This is a genomic window from Vibrio sp. T20 (assembly GCF_007858795.1).
GTDB classification, from domain to species: Bacteria; Pseudomonadota; Gammaproteobacteria; order Enterobacterales; family Vibrionaceae; genus Vibrio; species Vibrio satsumensis.
Genome location: NZ_VFEB01000070.1, coordinates 1 through 372, shown reverse-complemented (window position 1 = coordinate 372; position 372 = coordinate 1). Strand labels below are relative to the sequence as shown.

At 51.1% G+C, this 372-nt stretch carries 1 protein-coding gene; it reads right to left on the bottom strand.

From position 1 onward, the window contains the following. Positions 1 to 372: methionyl-tRNA formyltransferase (locus tag FTW16_RS05820; protein WP_261383416.1), on the bottom strand; the 372-nt coding region annotated here is incomplete at both ends.

The window sequence follows — 372 nt, the reverse complement described above, 5'->3', positions numbered from 1 at the left end:
CAGTTGATGCGTGCTTCTTCTTTGCTGAGCTTTTTCGCATAGTTCGCGAGCTCATCGTCTTGCTTCACTGGCACTGCTTTACCCGCAGCAATGTCTGCTAGGCAGTCAATCAGGGCTTCTGGACCAAGCTCAGCCAATTTTTCGTACATTGAAGCACTGGTATCTGTCGCTTCGATTGGCAGAGTTGCAATCTTCAGCATATCACCAGTGTCGAGACCGATGTCCATCTGCATGATGGTCACGCCAGTTTCTGCATCGCCCGCCCAAATAGAGCGTTGGATTGGAGCCGCACCACGCCAACGAGGTAGGATAGAACCATGTATGTTGATACAACCCAGCTTAGGGGTATCAAGAACCGCTTGTGGCAGTAGC